The 19,730-nt window shown below is 62.5% G+C and carries 21 protein-coding genes; 13 read left to right on the top strand and 8 right to left on the bottom strand.

The features are described from left to right. From tssI to ACFOJE_RS10460, 5 genes are all read left to right on the top strand, one after another. Positions 1 to 925: type VI secretion system tip protein TssI/VgrG (tssI, locus tag ACFOJE_RS10480; RefSeq protein ID WP_377814282.1), on the top strand; the 925-nt coding region annotated here is incomplete at its 5' end. Between the two features lie 62 nt (positions 926 to 987). Further along, positions 988 to 3,633, top strand: a complete 2,646-nt coding sequence (locus ACFOJE_RS10475) for a pesticin C-terminus-like muramidase (RefSeq protein WP_377814281.1) — start codon at positions 988 to 990, stop codon at positions 3,631 to 3,633. After that, positions 3,633 to 4,031 (top strand): hypothetical protein, encoded by a 399-nt coding sequence (locus ACFOJE_RS10470; RefSeq protein ID WP_377814279.1) that lies wholly within the window; start codon positions 3,633 to 3,635, stop codon positions 4,029 to 4,031. The genes ACFOJE_RS10475 and ACFOJE_RS10470 overlap by 1 nt, the downstream gene beginning before the upstream one ends. Before the next feature lie 246 nt (positions 4,032 to 4,277). Continuing rightward, positions 4,278 to 4,844 (top strand): hypothetical protein, encoded by a 567-nt coding sequence (locus ACFOJE_RS10465; RefSeq protein WP_377814278.1) that lies wholly within the window; start codon positions 4,278 to 4,280, stop codon positions 4,842 to 4,844. Between the two features lie 189 nt (positions 4,845 to 5,033). Continuing rightward, positions 5,034 to 5,267 carry a hypothetical protein gene (locus ACFOJE_RS10460; protein ID WP_377814277.1) on the top strand — a complete coding sequence of 78 codons (234 nt, stop codon included), beginning with the start codon at positions 5,034 to 5,036 and terminating at the stop codon, positions 5,265 to 5,267. On the opposite strand, the gene ACFOJE_RS10455 is transcribed toward ACFOJE_RS10460, so the two are convergent. Further along, on the bottom strand, positions 5,256 to 6,002 hold the full coding sequence (locus tag ACFOJE_RS10455; protein WP_377814276.1) for an IS30 family transposase: 747 nt from the start codon (positions 6,000 to 6,002) through the stop codon (positions 5,256 to 5,258). The genes ACFOJE_RS10460 and ACFOJE_RS10455 overlap by 12 nt on opposite strands. An 886-nt stretch (positions 6,003 to 6,888) precedes the next feature. On the opposite strand from ACFOJE_RS10455, the gene ACFOJE_RS10450 reads away from it, so the two are divergent. Further along, positions 6,889 to 8,190 (top strand): OprD family porin, encoded by a 1,302-nt coding sequence (locus ACFOJE_RS10450; RefSeq protein WP_377814275.1) that lies wholly within the window; start codon positions 6,889 to 6,891, stop codon positions 8,188 to 8,190. 34 nt (positions 8,191 to 8,224) lie between these two features. Here the strand turns inward: ACFOJE_RS10450 and ACFOJE_RS10445 are convergent, their stop codons facing one another. Next, positions 8,225 to 8,764, bottom strand: coding sequence for a DUF3299 domain-containing protein (locus ACFOJE_RS10445; protein ID WP_377814274.1), 540 nt, complete (start codon positions 8,762 to 8,764; stop codon positions 8,225 to 8,227). Positions 8,765 to 8,964: 200 nt separating this feature from the next. On the opposite strand from ACFOJE_RS10445, the gene pbpG reads away from it, so the two are divergent. After that, positions 8,965 to 9,918: a D-alanyl-D-alanine endopeptidase gene (pbpG, locus tag ACFOJE_RS10440; protein ID WP_377814273.1), complete on the top strand. Its 954-nt coding sequence runs from the start codon at positions 8,965 to 8,967 to the stop codon at positions 9,916 to 9,918. A gap of 15 nt (positions 9,919 to 9,933) precedes the next feature. On the opposite strand, the gene ACFOJE_RS10435 is transcribed toward pbpG, so the two are convergent. The 3 genes from ACFOJE_RS10435 to purE form a co-directional block, all read right to left on the bottom strand. Next, positions 9,934 to 10,185: a GlsB/YeaQ/YmgE family stress response membrane protein gene (locus ACFOJE_RS10435; RefSeq protein WP_377814272.1), complete on the bottom strand. Its 252-nt coding sequence runs from the start codon at positions 10,183 to 10,185 to the stop codon at positions 9,934 to 9,936. A 97-nt stretch (positions 10,186 to 10,282) separates the two neighbouring features. After that, complete coding sequence (locus tag ACFOJE_RS10430; RefSeq protein ID WP_377814271.1) at positions 10,283 to 11,368, bottom strand: 5-(carboxyamino)imidazole ribonucleotide synthase; 1,086 nt, start codon at positions 11,366 to 11,368, stop codon at positions 10,283 to 10,285. A gap of 53 nt (positions 11,369 to 11,421) precedes the next feature. Beyond that, positions 11,422 to 11,913, bottom strand: coding sequence for a 5-(carboxyamino)imidazole ribonucleotide mutase (gene purE, locus ACFOJE_RS10425; protein WP_377814270.1), 492 nt, complete (start codon positions 11,911 to 11,913; stop codon positions 11,422 to 11,424). A 267-nt stretch (positions 11,914 to 12,180) separates the two neighbouring features. Here purE and ACFOJE_RS10420 point away from each other — a divergent pair, with 267 nt between their 5' ends. After that, positions 12,181 to 13,179 (top strand): asparaginase, encoded by a 999-nt coding sequence (locus ACFOJE_RS10420; protein WP_377814269.1) that lies wholly within the window; start codon positions 12,181 to 12,183, stop codon positions 13,177 to 13,179. 28 nt (positions 13,180 to 13,207) lie between these two features. On the opposite strand, the gene ACFOJE_RS10415 is transcribed toward ACFOJE_RS10420, so the two are convergent. Together ACFOJE_RS10415 and ACFOJE_RS10410 are read right to left on the bottom strand one after the other, a co-directional pair. Next, the gene (locus tag ACFOJE_RS10415; RefSeq protein WP_377814268.1) at positions 13,208 to 13,618 is read right to left on the bottom strand and encodes a PA0061/PA0062 family lipoprotein; all 411 of its coding nucleotides are present in this window, start codon (positions 13,616 to 13,618) and stop codon (positions 13,208 to 13,210) included. Positions 13,619 to 13,651: 33 nt separating this feature from the next. Continuing rightward, a complete protein-coding gene (locus ACFOJE_RS10410; RefSeq protein WP_377814267.1) occupies positions 13,652 to 14,068 on the bottom strand; it encodes a PA0061/PA0062 family lipoprotein in 417 nt (138 codons plus the stop codon). Between the two features lie 374 nt (positions 14,069 to 14,442). On the opposite strand from ACFOJE_RS10410, the gene ACFOJE_RS10405 reads away from it, so the two are divergent. Genes ACFOJE_RS10405 through ACFOJE_RS10395 form a run of 3 tightly spaced genes read left to right on the top strand, consistent with a single transcriptional unit; the run spans position 14,443 to position 16,831 of the window. Beyond that, positions 14,443 to 15,567 carry an aminopeptidase gene (locus ACFOJE_RS10405; protein WP_377814265.1) on the top strand — a complete coding sequence of 375 codons (1,125 nt, stop codon included), beginning with the start codon at positions 14,443 to 14,445 and terminating at the stop codon, positions 15,565 to 15,567. Then, complete coding sequence (locus ACFOJE_RS10400; RefSeq protein ID WP_377814264.1) at positions 15,528 to 15,758, top strand: DUF1161 domain-containing protein; 231 nt, start codon at positions 15,528 to 15,530, stop codon at positions 15,756 to 15,758. The genes ACFOJE_RS10405 and ACFOJE_RS10400 overlap by 40 nt, the downstream gene beginning before the upstream one ends. A 29-nt stretch (positions 15,759 to 15,787) precedes the next feature. Next, on the top strand, positions 15,788 to 16,831 hold the full coding sequence (locus ACFOJE_RS10395) for an alpha/beta hydrolase (RefSeq protein WP_377814263.1): 1,044 nt from the start codon (positions 15,788 to 15,790) through the stop codon (positions 16,829 to 16,831). Here the strand turns inward: ACFOJE_RS10395 and ACFOJE_RS10390 are convergent. After that, complete coding sequence (locus tag ACFOJE_RS10390; protein WP_377814262.1) at positions 16,828 to 17,772, bottom strand: LysR substrate-binding domain-containing protein; 945 nt, start codon at positions 17,770 to 17,772, stop codon at positions 16,828 to 16,830. The genes ACFOJE_RS10395 and ACFOJE_RS10390 overlap by 4 nt on opposite strands. A 167-nt stretch (positions 17,773 to 17,939) precedes the next feature. Between ACFOJE_RS10390 and gtdA the strand changes: the two genes are divergently transcribed. Continuing rightward, positions 17,940 to 18,992 (top strand): gentisate 1,2-dioxygenase, encoded by a 1,053-nt coding sequence (gtdA, locus tag ACFOJE_RS10385; RefSeq protein ID WP_377814261.1) that lies wholly within the window; start codon positions 17,940 to 17,942, stop codon positions 18,990 to 18,992. A 21-nt stretch (positions 18,993 to 19,013) separates the two neighbouring features. Continuing rightward, on the top strand, positions 19,014 to 19,712 hold the full coding sequence (locus ACFOJE_RS10380; RefSeq protein ID WP_377814260.1) for a fumarylacetoacetate hydrolase family protein: 699 nt from the start codon (positions 19,014 to 19,016) through the stop codon (positions 19,710 to 19,712). Positions 19,713 to 19,730: the final 18 nt, after the last annotated feature.

Below are 19,730 nucleotides of genomic sequence, written 5' to 3'. Positions count from 1 at the left end.
GGTGCTGGGCAGCCAGACCGCGGTGGTCACCGGCCCGCCCGGCGAGGAGATCCACTGCGACGCCTACGGGCGGGTCAAGGTGCAGTTCCACTGGGACCGCGAGGGCCAGGCCGACGACAGGACCAGTGGCTGGCTGCGGGTCGCCTCGGGCTGGGCCGGCAACCGCTACGGCGGCATTGCCGTGCCGCGGGTGGGCATGGAGGTGCTGGTGACCTTTCTGGAAGGCGACCCGGACCAGCCGCTGGTCAGCGGCTGCCTGTTTCACAAGGAGCATCCGGTTCCCTACGACTTGCCGGCCAACAAGACCCGCACGGTGTTCAAGACTTTGAGCAGCCCCGGCGGCGGGGGCTACAACGAGCTGCGGGTCGAGGACCGCCAGGGGCAGGAACAGATCTACGTCCACGCCCAGCGCGACTGGGACCAGGACATCGAGCACGACCAGAGAATCCGCGTCGGCCACGAACGCCACGACAGGGTGGAAGCCAACGCCTACAGCGAGTTCGGGGGTGAGGAGCATGTGACCGTCCACGGCGACCGCAAGGTCGAAGTCAAACCCGACGACCACCTCACTGTCGTTCAAAGCCAGCACATCCAGCTCGGCACCGCCCAACTGACCGAAGCCGGCCGCGAAATCCACCTCAAGGCCGGGCAGAAGATGGTCATCGAGGCCGGCGCCGAACTCACCCTCAAGGCTGGGGGGAGCTTCATTAAGCTCGACGCCAGCGGCATCACCCTGGTCGGGCCGCTGGTGCGGGTCAACGCGGGGGGATTGCCGGGCAAGGGTTCGGGAATTGGCATCAAAGCGCCGCTGCAGCCGGGGTCGGCAGATGGGGGTAAGGCGGGAGAAGTGACGGAGCAGGCGTTGATCAACGCACCGCTGGAGCTGACCACCACCAAACGCCGAATGCTGAATTTCTCTTTCTGATCAGATAGCCAGGCTGGACGCCCCACCCGCCGGCCCAACGGAACTGGAAACGGAACATCACCATGGAAAAACAGAAGAAAGTCGAATGCTGGTCCTACCCATTCAAGGCCAAGGATAGCGGCACTGCCGCCAGCAGCGAAGTCACCGATCCGCAGGTCTACTACGATGCCTTGGCACTAGCCGAAAGCGGCTACTACCCGGTCGCCAGCAACGGCCTCTGGCATGGCGGCGTGCACTTCGACCAGCATACCGCCGCACGACTCGACCAGTCCTGCGTGCGCTGCATCGCCGACGGCATGGTAGTCGCCTATCGCATCGACGCGATCTACAAGAAGCTCACCTACACCGGAAGCGGCACTCCCAAAGAGGTGACCTACTCGACAGGCTTCGTGCTGGTGAAACACCGCCTGGAGCTGCCGCCGGCCCCCGCAGAGACTACGCCGCCTGCCGGAGAGCCCGACCTGACGTTCTTCAGTCTGTACATGCACTTGATGGACTGGGACAGCTACCAGAAGGCAGGGGCACCGACACCACCCATTTTCATGTGTCCAACCCCATACGCCGTCAGCGGAGAACATGCCACAAACGATTTCTCTGGACTGTTCGTTCGGGGAGGTGCTCCTCGTACCCCGGAGCATGCGAACAAAGTCGCGATCATCCCCAAGGGCTGTAAAGTCAGAGTCGGCGAGATCTCATCAGTCGACGCAAGATGGCGAAAGCTCGTTAGCCTTCTGGAGGGGCAGGCATCCCCTGCGCTGGCCCCTGAAATCGAGCACTGGGTTTTCGTCGGCGAAATGACGCCCACTGCGGACAGCGATGTATTCCTCATCGGAGAAAGGGCCAACGATGTCCGCGATTCACTTCTATCGGGTAAAGGCCTAGTGGTGCGCAAGGAAGCCAAGCAGAACTCCGCGGCAATGGCTGTTCTTCCCGTTGGCGCCCAAGTCCGGCTCGAAGACGGAACCGGCAAATACCGCAAGATCAAATCGATAGACGCCTCCACCTTGAGCTCGCCTCTGAGCGCCGAGTGCGCCTCGAACATTGCCGGCTACATTCACTTCGACTCACTGAAGGCCGTACCGCCGCCGACGCTCAACACCGTTCATATTCTGCCCACGCCTGTGCCGATCCAGGCCGGCGCGCTGATCGGCCACCTCGGCAAGTACCAGGCCGCCTCGCAGAGTGAAGCTCAGGATCTTCTCCACCTCGAAGTCTTCTCCTGCGATGACGTAGAGGCTTTTGTCGCCCTAAGCCGTACCAGAGCAAACCAGCTCAAGCCGGAACAGAAGACCCTGCTGAAGATTCCGCACGGGACCAAGGTCATCAACAAGGAAGGCGCCAGCCAGGCGAACCCACCACGTATATCGGATCCCGGCCAACCCACCGCCTACGACATGATCCTGCCCCTAGCGGTACTCCACGCGCTGCCAGCGGACAAGAAAATTACCCTAACCACCACAGCCAATGGCACTACCACCACGGAACAATGGTGGAAGCTGGACAACTTGCCCGGCAAGGACGGCAACCCCATCAGCGGCTGGGTGAAAGAAGGAGAGATCATGACTCCTCGCCTGCATCCATGGGACTGGGAGGGATTCGAGACCATCAGCGAAAACGCCTGTAATGCTGACTTTCTGGCATGCCATCTCGATGCTACCGACTCACTCGAAGAGTCCGAACGGACCGACCATGCAGCGCGCATTGACCTGGCGGACAACGGACCAGTGAGAAGTCGGCTTTACGACATCATCGATGGTGCTGATGGAAGTACACGCGACGGCAAACTTACTCCTGATGAAATAAAGTCAGCATTGGCCAAGCCCTGGCATGCTCAATCGATCACAAAACTAATAACTCATTATGAAAGCGAGTGGTTTTGGAATCCCGAAAAATGGGATGAGCTTGACACATTCATGTCGCACGACAGCGAGCTCAACATGGACTGGCTGGAGGAAAAGAATAAAATCAAAAATTTATCCTGGTGGAAAGAATCAAATCTGTTATCTATCGACGCTCATATTTGGCACATCCAACCGACGGCTCTTATCATGACATTCGGGACACCGGAGCTCGAAAACTCCCTACAATGGCTAAAAGTCCCTAACGGGCAGTTAACCTTCGACGCGGAAGGAAACGACATAGAGGACCCAAGCCATCCAATGCATAAGTACTTCAGTAGAGTTGCACACTGGCCTGGCGGTGTCTCTGGCGTAACCATTGGAAGAGGATATGATTTAGGGCAACGGCCATATCCAGAACAAGATCTTGCCGCCACAAAAATTCCAGAACCTCTTTATAGCTGGCTTCTTGGCGCAAAAGGCCTTAAGGGCGAGGCCGCAAAAAACTACCTTAATTCCGCCACCCCGAATATAAGGAAATTCAAAATCTCGCGAAAACAACAGCATGACCTCTTTAACCAAGTCTACGATTTTATGAAAAGCGAGGTCATCAGGATCTCCAGCTCAAACTCCAACGTCGTTAGCTATGGAGGGTTGGATTGGGAAAATACTAACAAAAAAATACAGGACATAGCAGTTGATCTAATTTACCGAGGAGATTACACCCCATCCTCGAGAAAGAATGTGCAGCAGCATATTGTTGATAATGACCTGAACAGCCTTCGCACAATAATGGCTGACCAATCAAAATGGCCTGCCGTTCCTGCGGATAGATTCAACCGCCGAGCCACCTATCTGGAGCATCCATAATGAGAACCACACTCACAATTCTCTTATTTGTCACCAACTACAGCAATGCACAAGACATCGACTACACCAAGATCTCCGAAGCGCAATCAATCAGACAAGGAGCAACCCTAGTCAGGCACTTCAATTTATACGGAGAGCCCTGCGCTTACTTTCAGGTAATCGACTCAAAAAAGAATTGGATCATCTCTGAAACAAAAAAATTCTGCCACATCGACGGAAAATCTTTCCTAACTGACTTTTCTGACGCAGAAGTAAAAAATATTAGATTTACCACAAAAGGAATATCAATGATTTTAAGTGTAACACCTTTAGAGAATAGCGGAGAGCAAAAAAAAGAATGCTTCATGCCAATACTGGACAATTCGCTTGGCACCATAGAGTGCAAATCGATTAGGTGATTCTGCAAACCACAAGGCAAAGCAAGAAATAATAGAAGGTTACTCACCTAGCGACATCAAAAGCCAGAACGAACTGCTGATTTATGTCTGCAAAAAAAGGCTGAGCGCGCCGCTTCTGGGTAGGTATCAGATTGCCTTAGCAGGAGAATTGGCATCATCCAGGGCAGCACTTATACCGCCACAGCAAATGGTTTAACGTCCAGCAGGGCGAACCCAAATTTCGGAAAATCATCGCAGGAGCTGTCTGTGAAATATAAAACCCCAGCAGTTGTACTGCTACTTGCGCTGCCTCTTGCAGCAAACAGCATCACTGCTACTGCGCAATCAAATGATGAAAAAACCGACACTTCCAGATTTCAGATGAATGAGAAATTTTGCGAAGCCGGTGAAACCCAATCCAGCAAGTACATAAATTCGGCAGACTCATTTATCCTGAGCTGCGAATGCAATTGCACAGCACAAGAAAACAGGTTGTGGATAGTTTTGAGAAAAACTAAGGCGACATATCAGATAGACGCCAGCAAAGCAGTATCCACGAAAGAAATCGAGAACCTTGATTCGATCCCGGACGTTTTTGGGCTAGTACCATTTTGCGAAAAAAAACCAGCAGCAAACAGCACAATCACGATTCTAACCAAGAGACCAAGCGCCAACAGTTCGCCCCTATATTGTTATTCAGCACAGCCATTCTTAGAGCAAGACAATAAAAAATGCGAAACAGCAGAGTGCAAGAAAATATCGGAATCACTCACCGAAACTCACGATCTCCTCGCGCAGGATCTCTCTGCAAAGAAAATGAGTCCACTATTCTAGGCTTCAAGCTAATCAACAAGAAAAAAATACGTATCAATTTGCGAAGGTGAAAAAGATAAATATCTTGTTTACCGCTATGGCACACCGGAAGAGATCGAACTTCAGTACCCGGAAAAGCTGGACTATTCCTCCTGGAGCCTATTTGATTTTCACGGATATTATCGTGGCGGCGGGGCGGAGAATGACGCCATGGGCAACTACTTCATTTCCTTCAAAAACCATGGTGTTGGCTATACTGTTTCACAGGGGTGGCGGTTAACAGAAGACGATTACAGTCTTAATATCTCAATCGACATAGGAGAAAAGAGAGTCACACTTCAAGGTGATCGCAAAACTCAAGTTGGATCTCTGGTCAGACTGGAAGGAAAGTCAGGCCTAAAAGGGCAGTTGCAAAAGCTGAGTGCAACACGGTTACTGGATTGAAGCAGGCGCCTCATGTTGCAGCTGTTGCAGCGCCATCACCTCGGTCATGACTTCAATTGGACACTTCCAATTGAAGCGCTTGCATAGCCGGATGTTCAGCTCATAGGCAATGGCGTCCAGCCGTTCTTGACTGTAGGCCGACAAGTCCGTGCCCTTGGGTTGGTACTGATGGATCAGGCCATTGATGTTCTCGTTGCTGCCGCGCTGCCGCGCTGCCAAGGACTGTGCGGGTCGCAGAAGTAGATCGTCACACCGGTCTTCTGCGTGATTTCTGCATGCCGTGCCATCTCCCCGTCCCTGGTCGTAAGTCATGCTCCTGCGTACCGGCAACGGCATGCGATTCAACGCTGCGCTGAACCCCTCCACCGTCGAGGTCGCTGTCGTGTCATTCATCTTCACCAACATCAGATAGCCGCTGGTACGCTCGACCAGGGTGCCCACCGCCGAGGCGTTGGCCTTATCCTTGATCAGATTGCCCTCCCAGTGACCGGACATCAGCCGATCTTCGATCTCTGGCGGATGCACATGGATGCTGACCATGTCGGGGATCTGGCCACTCCGATCCACTCCGCCAGAGCGTGGCTGGCAGGTTGTCTTGCCCTGTTGCGGGCAGATGATCAGCTCCTTGCGCAGTTCGCCGACTGGCAGGGCGTAGACCGAGTTGTAGATCGTCTCGCGACAGACGTAGGTATCTTCGAACTTGGGGGAATTCCATGGAGCGCAGCTTGCAGGCAAGCAGCTCGGGAGAAAAGCGTTTGCACGGCAGGTAGGCCACCATATCGAACAGTTCGGAGCCCGGCACCAATGCTCTCCGGGACAAAACACCTAGGGCTGCCTGTCCCTTACTGGCCGATGAATGGCAAATTTTGTATTCACCAGAAAACCGCTATTAAGCGTTTCCTATAGTTAATTGGAAAAGCTGCGTAGTAGGAAACTTATATTCTCATGGGTGTCCTGCTCCCCCTTCTTATCAATGGCCAGGCGCTGGGTCGTAAGGAGGAGAGCAAACTTATTATTTATCCTGACTTACTAGGCGATCCCTCACATCTTCGCTTGTTTTGCGTTGGGGACATTCCTTTCGACGGTTGGGCTTCCCTAGCCTCGCTCTTGCTAGCCTTCATTTCTTATCTCGCTGTATGCAGGCATACATAGCGAAAACTTGTTTTGACGTTTTTTTGACAAAATGGCATAGGTAAACACTATATCTGTCAGTTAACCATCTTCCTGTTAGTCAAAGGTTTTTTACTTTTCAGGAAACATGTGGCAGATTTGTTTCCCCTTGTCTCTGCACAGGGGAATCGTATGGCGGCTTGTCGCGTGTAGCAGCGTTTGAATCGAGAGCTGCAGCGATGGCTAGTCATGCACCCAGCTAGAGCTGGACGATGGCGCTGCTTATCACCCAAGGCGCGCTGATCGTGAGGAGGCGCTGCCGCCCACGGGCGACAATCCCTGGCGCGCCTGCCTAGGCTTCGGTCATAAAACCAAAAAGAACTAAAAAGCCAACGATCTAAGCTGGAACCCATTTCCAACCATCCTTGATGTCGTGTTTGCCGGCCGGACGGGGCGGTTATGTCGTGCGGACTGCCCAAGGATAGCGCCTCGCTGTTACTCACTTAGGAGTATGAAAAGAATGAAAAAATCCAATCTGAGTCTGGCTATTCTAACGGGTGTCTTGGGGCTGCCCATGGCGCAGCAAGCCTCTGCCGAGGGTTTCATCGAAGACAGCAAGGCATCGCTTTCGATGCGAAACCTTTACTACAGTCGGGATGTTCGTAATCAGAACACCCCGTCCGACAAAGAGTGGGGCCAGGGCTTCATCCTCAACTTCCAGTCCGGTTTCACCCAGGGGATCGTCGGCTTCGGCTTTGATGCCACGGCCCAGTACGGTTATCGCCTGACCCAGGCCGATCAGGGCGGCTCGGTGTTCCCGCTGCAGAGTCCGGGCAATGCCGAGCGTGACTACAGCCGCTTCGGCCTGACCGGCAAGATGCGCTACTCCAAGACCGTGGCGCAGGTGGGCACGCTGAGGCCGATGATGCCGGTGCTGACCATCACCGATCTGCGTCTGTTGCCGCAGATGTTCCAGGGTGTGCAGGTCACCTCCAACGAGATCGAGAACCTGACCCTGACCGCAGGTCGTATCGACCATGTTCTCGAGCGTAACTCCTCGAACCGGGAAGGCATGCACGTCACTCCGACGAGCGCGGACAGCAACGAGTTCTACTTCGCCGGCGCCGACTACAAGGTCAACAAGGACCTGTTGCTGCAGTACTACTACGCCACGCTGGATCACTTCTACAACCAGCACTTCTTCGGTCTGGTGCACAACTGGGCATTGCCGGTCGGCTCCCTGAAGAGCGATCTGCGTTATTTCGAGAGCTACTCGGACGGCCGGAATAGCAATGCAGCAGGGCGGGCCGATGGCTACACCATCGGAGGCTATTGGAAGGCCGGCGATGCGAATCGCGGCGAGGTGGACAACCACCTGTGGAGCGCCATGTTCACCTACAGCCTGAAAGGCCATGCCTTGGGCATCGGCTATCAGCAGTCCCTGGGTGACAGCGACTTCCCCCATCTCAACTCGGGTAACGGTCGAGCGCTCTACCTGATCACCAACTCCCAGATGGGGAAGTTCGCCAGCTCCGGCGAGAAGACCTGGGTCGGGAGCTACAGCTACGACTTCGTCCAACTCGGGGTACCGGGGTTGAAGGCCAGTGCGATGTATTTCAACGGTCAGGGCATCAATGCCCGTGGCAGGGACAACAGCGAGTGGGAGCGCGATCTGCGCGTCGACTACGTGCTGCAGGGCGGTCCGATGAAGGGCCTGGGCCTGACCCTGCGCCATGCCTCGATGCGCGGCAACGATGCGGTGGACCAGGACGAGGCCATGGCGATCGTGAACTACACTCTCCCGCTGTTCTAAACGGCCGGGTCGGAACTCTCGGGGAGGAGGCGCGCTACTGTTCCTCTTCCTCGATGCGTTCCACCTTGGCGGCTTCGATCGCATAGGCGGCATCCGCCAGGTCGTTGCTGACCTTTTCCACCTTGAGCCTGCCATCCACCCACAGGGGGGCATAGATGTCCTCCAGCTGGATGCCCTTCGGGTAACGGACTAGGACGATCTGGTTCGGTGGCGGCGGCGGTACGTGAATGCAGGCGCCCGGATAGGGAACGAGGAAGAAGGTGGTGTTGAGGCCCTTGGCGTCGGTTTCCAGCGGCACCGGATAGCCGCCGAGGCGTATCTCCCGGCCGTTCAGGGCCGGCACCGTCCTGGCCGAGTACATCACCGCCGGCAGATTTTTGTCCTGTTGCTTGAGGCCGCCCTTGCCGGCGAAGTTTCCGTCGGCTTCCGGGGTGTCGTGGCTGATTTCCGGCATATCCTCCAGAGCTTTGCGGTCCTCGGCAGGCATCAGTTCCAGCCAGTCCAGCTCCTGGGGTTCGGCATGGATCTGCGTGGTGGCAAGCAGCAGGGTGAGTACTAGCGTAAGTCGGCGCATGGTCGTTCGAAAAAGGAGGCAGGGGATGGGATGCCCGAGCGCTGGGACCGGTCGAGCCTGTACAATCCGGGGCGCATGATGGCATCGCCTCTGACGCCGATAAAGCCCGATCCCGCCGTACGGGAAATACGGTTGCGCTTGTATACCGTCCGAGTGCGGCCTGATACCGTTACGTCGCAACCACCCGCTGAGCCCTGCGTATGAAAATCCGCTCGTCAATTTTTGGACTCTTATTCCTCTGCCTCGGCGTCGCCGCCGGGACAAACGCCGTCGCCGGGCAATCCGTTCCCGCCCGCGACCCGGCCAACCTGCAGCTGGCTGCCGGCAGCGCCATGGTGGTCGATCTGGACAGCGACAAGGTGCTGTACGCCAGCAATCCGGACGTGGTCGTGCCGATCGCCTCGATCAGCAAGCTGATGACGGCCGTGGTCACCCTGGACGCCAAGCAGCCGATGGACGAGCTGATCCCCGTGACCATCAACCAGACTCGGGAGCTGAAGGGCGTCTATTCCCGTGTGCGGGTCAACAGCTGGATCAGCCGCAAGGAAATGCTGCGACTCGCCCTGATGTCCTCCGAGAACCGTGCCGCGGCGAGCCTGGGGCACCACTATTCGGGGGGCTATGCCCGCTTCATCGCGGCGATGAACGCCAAGGCCAAGGCCCTGGGCATGAACCACACCCATTTCGTCGAGCCGACCGGGCTGTCGGAGAAGAACGTCTCCACCGCCAGGGACCTAGTGAAACTGCTGCAGGCGGCGCGGACCTATCCGCTGATCCGCGAGCTGAGCACCACCGCGCACAAGGATGCGTTCTTCCAGCGGCCGAACTATGCCCTGGCTTTCAACAACACCAACCCGCTGGTGCGCAAGTCGGACTGGGATATCGCCGTCACCAAGACCGGCTTCACCGACGAGGCCGGACACTGCCTGGCCCTAGTTCCGGTCGTGCAGGGGCGGCCGATGGCGGTGGTGTTGCTGGACACCTACGGCAAGCACACGCATTTCGCCGATGCCGCGCGGGTACGCCGCTGGCTGGAAACCGGCAATGGCGGATCGCTCCCGCCTGCCGCCGCGATCAGCTACAAGAAGCAGAGAGGCTGGCAGTGGCGGCAGGCCCAGGCCGCGACGGCGAAGAACAACGCCGTCGGGGACTGAGTTCCGGGGCGCCGCTCAGACCTTCCTTCGTTGCATGAAGCCGTAGATGGCCAGGATGATGACGGCGCCCACGACCGCGCCGATGAAGCCGGCACCCTGGCCGGCGCGGTAGATCCCCAGCGCCTGGCCACCGTAGGTGGCCAGGAGCGATCCGCCGATGCCGAGCAGGATGGTCATGATCCAGCCCATGGGCTGGTCGCCCGGCTTGAGGAAGCGTGCGATCACGCCAACCAGGAAGCCGATCAGGATGGTGCCGATGATGCCCATGACGGAGCCTCTTCAAGGATGATTGAAGACACTCTGAGCCTAGTCTCTGGCTGCGGCTCCCGCCATCGGCCGGCGGGAACCATAGTATCCCGGGCCTTCAGCCCTTGGCGATCAGCGCCTCGACCTCGGCGATACGAGCCTTCAGGGTCGGCAGATCCTTGCAGCGCAGGGTGGCGTGGCCGACCTTGCGGCCGGCCTTGAAAGCCTTGCCGTAGTGGTGCAGGTGGCAGTCGTCGATGGCGACGACCTCGCGCACCGCCGGCACCTCGCCGATGAAGTTGAGCATGGCGCTCTCCCCCACCTTGGCCGTCGAACCCAGCGGCAGGCCGGCGACGGCGCGCAGGTGGTTCTCGAACTGGCTGCACTCGGCACCTTCGATGGTCCAGTGCCCGGAGTTGTGCACGCGCGGGGCGATCTCGTTGGCTTTCAGACCGCCGTCGACCTCGAAGAACTCGAAGGCCAGCACGCCGACGTAGTCGAGTTTCTCCAGCACGCGGCCGACGTAGTCCTCGGCCAGTGCCTGCAGCGGATGCGCGCTGCTGGCCACCGACAGGCGCAGGATGCCGCTCTCGTGGGTGTTGTGCACCAGCGGGTAGAAGCGCGTCTCGCCGTCGCGGCCGCGCACCGCCACCAGCGATACCTCGCCGGTGAAGGGCACGAAGCCTTCGAGGATGCACGGCACGCTGCCCAGCTCGGCGAAGGCGCCGGCCACGTCGGAGGCAGCACGCAGAACTTTCTGGCCCTTGCCGTCGTAGCCCAGGGTGCGGGTCTTCAGCACTGCCGGCAGGCCGATCGCGGCCACCGCGGCATCGAGGTCGGCCTGCGACTGGATGTCGGCGAATTCCGGGGTGGGGATGCCGAGCTCCTTGAACATCGATTTCTCGAACCAGCGGTCACGGGCGATGCGCAGCGACTCGGCGCTGGGGTAGACCGGCACGAACTGGGAGAGGAAGGCCACGGTCTCGGCCGGCACGCTCTCGAACTCGAAGGTGACCAGATCCACCTCGTCGGCCAGCTGGCGCAGGTGGTCCTGATCGCTGTAATCGGCGCGCAGGTGTTCGCCGAGGGCGCTGGCGCAGGCATCCGGCGCCGGGTCGAGGAAGGCGAAGTTCATGCCTAGCGGAGTGCCCGCCAGGGCCAGCATGCGGCCCAGCTGGCCGCCACCGATCACACCGATTTTCATGTTTCAGAATCTCCACTGCGGGCATCCCTTGGCTTGCCCGCGATTGCGTCTGCTCAGGCTTGGCGCGGGTCCGGGTTGTCCAGCACGGTCTGGGTCTGCTCGTCGCGGAATTGCTTCAGCGCGGCGTGGAACTGCGGATGCTGATGGCCGAGGATGCTGGCGGCGAGCAGCGCGGCGTTCACCGCGCCGGCCTTGCCGATGGCCAGGGTGGCGACCGGCACGCCGGCCGGCATCTGCACGATGGAAAGCAGCGAGTCGACGCCGGAGAGCATCGACGACTGTACCGGCACGCCGAGCACCGGCAGGTGAGTCTTGGCCGCGCACATGCCCGGCAGATGGGCGGCGCCGCCGGCGCCCGCGATGATCACCTGGATGCCGCGAGCTTCGGCCTGTTCGGCGTACTGGAACAGCAGGTCCGGGGTGCGATGGGCGGACACCACCTTCACCTCGTGGGGAATGCCCAGCTTGTCGAGCATCTCGACGGTGTGACAAAGGGTGCTCCAGTCGGACTTGGAGCCCATGATCACGCCTACCAGTGCGCTCATCATCGTGCCTCTTCGTTGGCGCCCGCGGGCGCATCAAAAAACAACAAGCCACGCTGATGGGGCGTGGCTTGGCGTGTCCGGCGGGTCGGCTCAGGCAGCCTCGGGGTCGCCGATTTTCGAAACGCCGAAGTATAGCGCAAAGCCTCGATGGGAAGCATAGCGGCGCGACCAAGCATCGGTCGGGCAAGGCTCGCCGCGCGGACGCCTGCCGGGTTGCGGGGTTACCATGGTCGCTCCATCCCCGTCATCCGAGAGGTCCGGCCCGCGATGAACAAACTGATGCTGCTCTACAGCGGCGGAACCATCGGCATGCAGGCGAGCGAGCAGGGGTTGGTGCCGACCGCCGGTTTCGATGCCCACCTGCGCGCGCGACTGGCGGACGAGCCGCAGCGGCGGATGCCGCACTGGCTGTACCGCGAACTGCAGCCGCCGATCGACAGCGCCAACATGACCCAGGCCAACTGGCTGACCCTGGCCGAAATGATCGTCGCGGCGGTGGAGGCCGATGGCTGCGACGCTGTGCTGCTGCTGCACGGCACCGACACCCTGGCCTACAGCGCGGCGGCCCTGAGCTTCCTGCTCCTCGGCCTGGGCGTGCCGGTGGTGCTGACCGGCTCGATGCTGCCGGCCGGCGCCCCGGGCAGCGACGCCTGGGCCAACCTGTTCGGCGCCGTGGAGGCGCTGCAGCGCGGCGTGGCACCCGGCGTACACCTCTACTTCGACGGCCAACTGCTGCATGGCGCAAGGGTGAGCAAGCTGCGCAGCGATGCCTTCGACGCCTTCGCCGTGCTGCCGCGCCAGCGCCGTGGCGAGCCTGCCGTCGCCCTGCCCGCCGCCCTCGACTACCGCCGGCCGCGCCGGCCGGTGAACCTGGCCGTGCTGCCATTCTTTCCCGGCCTGCAGGCCGGCCATCTGCGCGGCCTGCTGGGCAGCGGCGTGCAGGGGCTGGTGCTTGAGTGCTACGGCAGCGGCACCGGGCCGGCCGGCAATGCCGAGCTGATCGAGGTGCTGAAGGAGGCCCATCGGCGCGGCGTGGTGCTGGTCGCCATCAGTCAGTGTCCCCACGGACACGTGGAGTTCGGCGTCTACGCTGCCGGCAGCCGGCTGCGCGAAGCCGGGCTGATCGACGGCGGCGGTATGACCCGCGAGGCGGCGCTGGGCAAGCTGTTCGCCCTGCTCGGCGCCGGGCTTGACCAGGCCGAGGTGGAGCGCTGGTTCGTCCTGGATCTGTGCGGCGAGCGCGCCGACCAAGGCCGGCCGTCCTGAGCGCCGACCGGCGGTTGGCGGAGATCCGCTAGTACTGCCAGCAGTTCAGCACCTCGGCCTCCGCCAGCTCGTGGTTCTGCGCGTCGTAGAGCACGGCCTCTATCTGGTTCGACAGGGTCCAGGCCTCCAGCCGGTAGCGTTGCCCGGCAGCGAAGTCGGGGTAGCGCAGGCGCAGGGTGCAGTTGATCGGCAGCGTATTGCGCCGGGCCGGGCCGTTGAAGTAGTAGCGCAGGCTCGCCTCCAGCACGTGGGCACCGGGGCTGACCTGGAAATAGCGGCCGTCGTCCAGCCGCTTGCCGTCCAGCCGCTCGGACATCAGCATGTTGTAGACCTCGCGGGTCTGCAGGTCGACCCAGGCCATCCGCGGGTCCGGGGCAGGCATCGGGCCGACGCAGGCGGCGAGAAGAAAAGGAATGGATATCCACAGCAGTCTTGGCATGGCCGGCCCCGGGCAGATGACGGCGTCGGCGCGTCAGGCTCCCTTGCAGCCGCTCTCCTTGCCGCGCGCCAGTTCCCGGCGCTCGGCATCGTAGAGCTTGGCCCAGGGACGGAAACCGACCTGGCCGACCTCCAGACTATACCGCTGCCCGGCGGCGAATTTCCCGTAATTCAGGCGGATCAGGCAGTCGCGCTCATGGGCGTCGCTGTCCGGGCCGATGTTGCTGGCATCCACCTCGAAGCGATAGCGCATGCCCAGCCGGTGGGCGCCCGGCGGGACCTGGAAGTAGCGGTGGTCGTCCAGCTTGCGGTGGTCCACCTCGGTGGCCCGCAGCGACCGCGGGGCGGGAGGGTTCAGCTCGATCCAGGCCTGGCCGGGATCGGGCCGGGGCATCAGCAGGTTGCAACCGCCGAGGACGAGCGGGCAGGTCAGGAGAATGAGGGTGCGCATGGGCAGGCTCCGGTATATCGGGCCGTGAAGAACGACCGCGCACGAGGATCGGTGGCTCTCGCCAAGCGGAGGCATCGCACCCGAAAAGCTCATCTACTGTTCGTAAACTTCCGCCGATTCGGTGGGCTGGCCCGGTCCGCGCCTGACCCGTGCTGGCTGCGTTCTACGGCTTACGGCTGGGGGACGGTCATAGATGAAGCGCTGGTGGATGCATCGATGGGCCGCGAGCAGGGATGTCCAGGCGGCGTTGAAAATCGAGACTGCCCATAACTGTCTGTAAACTCCATTTCCACGCCGGGACGGGTTCGCTGCCATCACTGCGACGGTCCCTCGCCGAAACGCCTCCTTGCTTCACGACCACACGGATGCGCCGGATGAAACTTTTCAGCTTACTCGTCGACAATCGTAGTCGGGGTTTGGTTCCCCTGCTCCTGGCCGTCTGTCTGAATGGCTGCTCCAGCCTCGGCTACTACGGCCAGCTGCTCGGCGGTCAGCTCGACCTGCTGGAGCGCCGCGAGCCGATCGCCGAGCTGGTCACCGACCCGCACGGCGACCCCCGGCTGCGCCAGCGCCTGGGGCTGGTCCTGCAGGCCCGCGCCTTCGCCAGCCGCACCCTCGATCTGCCGGACAACGGCAGCTATCGCCAGTACGCCGACCTCGGCCGGCCCTACGTGATGTGGAACGTCTTCGCCACCGGGGAGTTTTCCGTGCAGCCGCGGACCCAGTGCTTCCCCATCGCCGGCTGCGTGGCCTACCGCGGCTACTACGCTCTCGGCCGGGCGCGCGGGGCGGCGGCACTGCTCCAGCAGCAGGGACTGGACACCTGGATCGGCGGGGTCGAGGCCTACTCGACCCTCGGCTGGTTCGACGACCCGATCCTCGGCGGCATGCTGCGGCATAGCGACGACGAGCTGGCCGCGCTGATCTTCCACGAGCTGGCGCACCAGAAGCTCTACGTGCGGGACGACAGCGCCTTCAACGAATCCTTCGCCACCTTCGTCGAGCGTCAGGGCCTGCGCCAGTGGCGCGCCACCCGGGGGCTGCCGGCGCCGGACGAGTCGGGGGAGCGGCGCGAGGAGCAGTTCGTCGCCCTGATGCTGCAGACCCGCGAGCGGCTCGCCCGGCTCTACACCAGCGGCCTGCCGGCGACCGAGATGCGCCGCGCCAAGCAGGCCGAGTTCGAGCGCCTGCGCGGCGAATACCGGCGCCTGCGCGATGGCCGGTGGGGCGGCGACCGCCGCTACGACGCCTGGGTCTTCGGCCCGCTGAACAACGCCAAGCTCCTGCCGTTCGGGCTCTACCACGGCTGGGTCGCGGCCTTCGAGGAAATTTTTCGCAGCACCGACGAGAATTGGCCGCGTTTCTATGTCGAAGTGCAGCGTCTGGCCCGTCTGCCGGCCGCCGAGCGCCATCGGCGCCTCGCCGGGCTGCAGGCCCGTGCCCCCAAGGAGAAGCCCCCATGTACCGATGCGCCCTCGTCCTCTCCCTCGGCCTCCTGAGCGCCCCGCTGCTGGCGGCGACCAAGCCCTGCGAGGAGCTCAGGGAAGAGATCGAGGTGAAGATCCAGGCCGCCGGCGTGACCACCTACACCCTGGAAGTCGTGCCCGCCGAGGAAGTGACCGACCCGGGCATGGTGGTCGGCAGCTGCGACGGCGGCACCCGCAAGATCGTCTACCAGCGCCACGGCTGAGCGCACCCGGCGAAGGAGGCCGTGGAAGGATGGCGATGCCCACCCTGTTCCACCACCTCGACCGGCTTCGCCGCCGGCGTGGCCAGCAACTGGAGGCCGCCGGTCTGGCGCCGGTCGAGCAGCCCCATCGCTGCCTCTGGGAAGCCCCAGCGGTGCGCCTGCTGGCCTACCGGGAGCCGGAGCGGGCGCATAGTGCGCTGCTGATCGTGCCGGCACCGATCAAGCGCCACTACCTCTGGGACCTGCACCCGGCCGCCAGCGTGGTGGCCCACGCCCGGGCCCGGGGATTCGCGGTCTACCTCAGCCAGTGGACCGAGGCCCCGGCGGACTTCGGGCTCGCCGAGTACGCCGCGGCCATCGGCCGCTGCCTGGAAAGCGTGGGCGAGCGCCACGGCCGGCCGCCGCACCTGGCCACCCACTCCCTGGGCGGCGCGTTGTGCGTGAGCTGCGCGGCGCTGCACCCCGGTGCCCTGGCCTCCCTGGTGCTGCTGGAAACGCCGCTGCATTTCGCCGAGGCCGCCGGCGCCTTCCGCCCGCTGCTGGCCGTCGCGCCACCGGCGCAGGCGCTGGCGGCCGCCTTCGGCTGCGTGCCCGGCTCCTTCCTCAGCGCCGCCAGCATGGCGGCCTCCCCCGTCGAGTTCGGCTGGCAGCGCTACGCCGACCTCACACTGGCCTCCCTCGACCGCGAAGACCTGCGTACCCATCTGCTGGTGGAACGCTGGGCGCTGGACGAACTGGCCCTGCCCGGCCGGCTGTTCCGCGAGGTGGTGGAAGACCTGTACCGGGCGGACCGGCTGATGCGCGGCGAGCTGGTCGTGGCCGGCTGCCGGGTTTCCCCGCAGGCCGTCGGCGTCCCCCTGGCGGTCGTGTTCAACCCGCACGGCCGGACGATTCCCCCCGAATCCATCCTGCCTTTCCATCGCCAGGCCGCCAGCGCCGACAAGCTGCTGCTGGCCTACCGCGGCGAGGTCGGCGTGGCCCTGCAGCACCTGGGCAGCCTGATCGGCCGGCGCGCCCATGCCGAGCTGTGGCCGGTCATCTTCGACTGGCTGCAGAAACCGAGGCCGGGCTAGGCGCCCCCGGCTAGGCGCCCCCCGGACGGATCGTCGGTCGCCGCCCGGCGCAGGCAGTCGAGCAGATCCCGGGTGCCCTCGGCCAGGTGCGGCTCGTCGCGCCAGCACATGCCGAGCGAGCCGGTGGCGCCGAGCTTCAGCGGCAGGGCGACCAGCAGGCCGAGCGCGGCGAAATGCGCGGCGACCCGCTCCGAGCCGATGGACAGCATGTCGCTGTGCTGCAGCAGCCAGAGATTGCCCATCTGCGAGGAGGACTCGATCCGGTAGGGCAGCGGCTTGCGCCCGCTCAGCGACAGGACGTTGTCCAGCTTGCTGCGGATCGGCGTGTGCTGCGGCCAGACGATCCAGTCGTAGAGATAGATGTCCTCCCATTCCACCTGCTCGCGCAGGGCCAGCGGATGGTCGGGACGGGCGACGATGGTCAGCGGCTCGTCGTAGAGCATCTCGCTGCACAGGGTCGGGCGCGGCTCGTAGTTGTCCAGGCGCCCCACCACCACGTCCAGCTGGCCACGCTCCAGGCGCTCCAGCAGCAGGTTCATGGTGCTTTCCACGAACTCCACCCGCGCCTTGGGGTGGCGTTCGAGGAAGCGCCCGATGGCGTCGGGCACCAGGCTGGAGGCCGAGGCCGGCGAGGTGCCGACGGCCACGCCGAGGGTGCTGCCCTCGCGCAGGGCCTCGAGGTTGTACTGGGCGCGCTGCATCTCGCTGCGGATGCGCCGGGCATGTTCCAGCAGCAGCCGTCCCTGGGGCGTCAGCCGCAGGCCGCGGGCGTGGCGCTCGAAGAGCGGCGCGCCGACGTCCTCCTCGAGCTCCTTGAGCCATTTCGACAGGCCGGGCTGGGTGGTGTGGGTGGTGCGTGCGGTGTCGCTGAGACTGCCGGTCTCCGCGAGGCTGATCAGCAGATCAAGGTGGCGCAGGCGCAGTCTGCGGGTCCAGTCCATGCCGGTATACCTTTTTTTATATGGCTTTATCTAAAAATATCATTATTCGGCATGGGGAAAGCCGCCCAATAATCCGCCCATTCATCGGCCTGTGCCTGCGGGCCGGCTTCTGGAGTGCTAACAGCCGTTGTGGTGGCCGGCACTTCTCGATCCTCACGGGTGGACCAATGACCAACAACAAAACCAGCACAGAGCGCGAAGCGTTCTACAAGCGTATCGATGTCCACGACATGTTCCCGCTGTGGGAGCAGCTGCATAACCTGGTGCCCAAGGAGCCGGCCGCTTCCTGCGTCGCGGCGCGTTGGCGCTACAGCGATCTGCGCCCGTATCTGATGGAAGCCGGCCGGCTGATCAGCGCCGAGGAAGCCATCCGCCGCGTGCTGGTCCTGGAAAACCCGGCGATCCGCGGTCAGGCCGCGATCACCAATACCCTCTATGCCGGCCTGCAGCTGATCCTGCCGGGCGAGATCGCCCCCAGCCACCGACACAGCCAGTCGGCCCTGCGCTTCGTGGTCGAAGGCCGCGGCGCCTATACCGCGGTGGACGGCGAGCGCACCACCATGGAACCGGGCGACTTCATCATCACCCCGTCCTGGACCTGGCACGACCACGGCAATCCCGTGGAAGCCGAAGGCGGCAAGCCGGTGGTCTGGCTCGATGGCCTGGACATCCCGATGATCCGCTTCTTCGGCGCCACCTTCGCCGAGAACTATGAGAAGCCCGAGCAGCCGCTGACCCGTCCGGAAGGCAACAGCTTCGCCCGCTTCGGCCACAACATGCTGCCGCTGCGCTACCAGCCGAAGGGCAAGACCTCGCCGATCTTCAGCTACCCCTACGTGCGCACCCGCGAGGCCCTCGACACCCTGCTGCGCCAGGGCGAGATCGACCCCTTCGACGGCGTCAAGCTGCGCTACGTGAACCCGGTCGACGGCGGCTGGCCGATGCCGACCATCGCCACCTTCATGCAGATGCTGCCGCGCGGCTTCCGCGGCCGGACCTACCGCACCACCGACGCCACCGTGTTCAGCGTGGTGGAAGGTCGCGGCACGGCGGTCATCGGCGGCGAACGCTTCGATTTCGAAGCCAAGGACATCTTCGTGGTGCCGACCTGGGCTCCGGTCAGCTTCGAAGCCGACGAAGATTGCGTGCTGTTCAGCTTCTCCGACCGTCCGGTTCAGGAAGCGCTCGGCATCCTGCGCGAAGCGCGCGAAACCCACTGATCGACCCACGGGAAGACCCACATGACCTATGTAATCGAGCCGCAAGCCGTCACCAGCCTGCCGATCGCCGGTAGCGAACAGCGTTTCCCGGTCCGTCGCGTCTACTGCGTCGGCCGCAACTACGCCGCCCATGCCCGGGAAATGGGCTTCGACCCGGACCGCGAGCCGCCGTTCTTCTTCTGCAAGCCGGCCGACAGCGTGATCGGCGTCGCCGATGGCCAGACCCTGGAACTGCCGTATCCGTCGGAAACCAGCAACTACCACTACGAGATCGAGCTCGTGGTGGCCATCGGCAAGGGCGGTAGCGACATTCCGCTGGAAGAGGCCAACGACCACGTCTTCGGCTACGCCGTGGGCCTGGACATGACCCGCCGCGACCTGCAGATGAAGATGCGCGAGATGGGCCGGCCGTGGGAAATCGGCAAGGCCTTCGACCAGTCCGCGCCGATCGCCCCGCTGTACCCGGCCAGCCTGATCGGCCATCCGACCCAGGCCGGCATCTGGCTGCAGGTCAACGAAGCCGACAAGCAGCGCAGCGATATCGACAAGCTGATCTGGTCGGTACCGGAGACCATCGCCTACCTGTCGCGCTTCTTCGAGCTGAAGCCGGGCGACCTGATCATGACCGGCACCCCGGAAGGCGTCGGCCCGGTCGTGGCCGGCGACCGGATGGTCGGCGGCGTGGACGGCCTCGGCGAGCTGAACGTCCGCATCGTCTGAGCCTTGCGTGCAGGGCCG

Source organism: Azotobacter bryophylli (assembly GCF_042643485.1).
Lineage (GTDB): Bacteria > Pseudomonadota > Gammaproteobacteria > Pseudomonadales > Pseudomonadaceae > Azotobacter > Azotobacter bryophylli.
Note: the sequence above shows the minus strand (reverse complement) of the source record. Positions and strands in the feature narration are given on the sequence as shown.